The sequence below is a fragment of the Gordonia sp. NPDC003425 genome, assembly GCF_053588635.1.
Genome location: NZ_JBSFQI010000048.1, coordinates 1 through 1,440 on the forward strand (window position 1 = coordinate 1; position 1,440 = coordinate 1,440).

Annotated in this window: 1 protein-coding gene; it reads right to left on the reverse strand. The window is 57.9% G+C overall.

All coding sequences use genetic code 11. From position 1 onward, the window contains the following. Positions 1 to 69: 69 nt before the first annotated feature. The gene (locus ACWDTD_RS20525; RefSeq protein WP_449748955.1) at positions 70 to 1,128 is read right to left on the reverse strand and encodes a nucleoside-diphosphate sugar epimerase/dehydratase; all 1,059 of its coding nucleotides are present in this window, start codon (positions 1,126 to 1,128) and stop codon (positions 70 to 72) included. Positions 1,129 to 1,440 lie beyond the last annotated feature (312 nt).

A 1,440-nucleotide genomic window follows, 5' to 3' on the forward strand; every position in this document is an offset into this window, starting at 1 on the left:
CCTTCGAGAAAGGCAAACTCGTCGAACCCGACGCCACCTCAGGCACCCAGGAGGCCGCCTGAAAACCGCTCATCCACAGGTCTTGACAATATCTCCGAGTGCGCAGCCTACCAGCACAGGCGCGGCAGCGAGTATCAGGAGCGACGCAAGCGTGCGGTCAAATGCCATCTTGAGAAACTTGTTAGCGCCGCGGTATCTCGGGCTGTCGATGTGCAAGAGCGGAAACCCGGCCTCCGGGCGCATAGCGATGCGCGGCCCGGCCACATCGACGACAGCAGGGGCAACCAGCATCTCTACATCAAGGGCTTCTAGTTCCCAGGAGATGCGACGAATCGCATCGTGGCCGATCACATCGGCAGATGTGATCGCGACTACCGTCGCGCCTGACAGGGTAACGATGTCTTTCACATCTTCGGCTGCCCCGAGTATCGGCACTTCTATGCCGCCGACGTCGGCGATACGAGAATCACCGCGCAGGTACATCACACTATTCGTATCGGGAACGCATAAACCTATCACCTCGTATCCGAGTTCAGGCCGCTCGTTCATCCGCTCTACCAGTGGTGTCGATGAATTGAGGTCGCCCAGCACAAGCACGCGCCGAAGGTTCCGCCGCTGCTTGCGGGTCGCTACGAGATATTGCCGCCACATCCACCGAGACACGACCAGAGCGGGGACGCCCACGACAAAACTGACCGCGAGAAACCCACGGGCCGTCCATCCGTTGATCATGACGTCCAGGATCGCGATCAATCCCATCGCAACGAATGCGGCGCGTATCACACGCGCGTATTCGACGTTCCCGACGCCCAAAACTCGCTGATCGTAACACTGGCCAGCAGCATTGGCGACAACCCAAACGGACGCGACCACTGCCATCACGACAATTGACGGTGTGTTGAGACGACCGACTGGCTGAAGAAAAGAGTCGGGACCGAACCGAACTACTTGACCGATGGCCACGGCCGTCACGATGACCATGATATCGGTCACAAAGAGCGCAGAAGCGTAGCGGGACAACCAATTAATGGGTTGAGGCCTGACAGACGTCGCACATCTGTTGGACAACAGATCGTCTGCAGTCGCAGACCCTGTGGCGACCATCCCGGTCGAGTCGTAAAAACTCATGCGGACAAGTCCTTCCATCACAGCCTGGCAAGGAAAAACTGGTCTCCCCCCAGAGATACGCACCTGCAACCAAAATGCAGTGCAGGAGAAATATACCAACACTTGTCGTCCAGCGTCGTGGCGAGTCGGCCTTGGCGGGCACTGGACTACCGAATTGACTCTGCACAACTGGAGTCCTCATTCCTGATGGCAGATCCCCGGTAACCGGTCCAGTCGGCGCTAGTGTCGCGTGTCGTTAATTAGTTTATGGTTCGTGGTTTGAGAGAATTGGCTATGGCGAATTCTGCGGCCCCGGCTCTTGGCCTGCGTGAT

What these genes read in the sequence shown, in the direction of transcription:
- ACWDTD_RS20525 (WP_449748955.1), bottom strand. Translation starts at nt 1,128, where the DNA reads ATGAGTTTTTACGACTCGACCGGGATGGTCGCCACAGGGTCTGCGACT.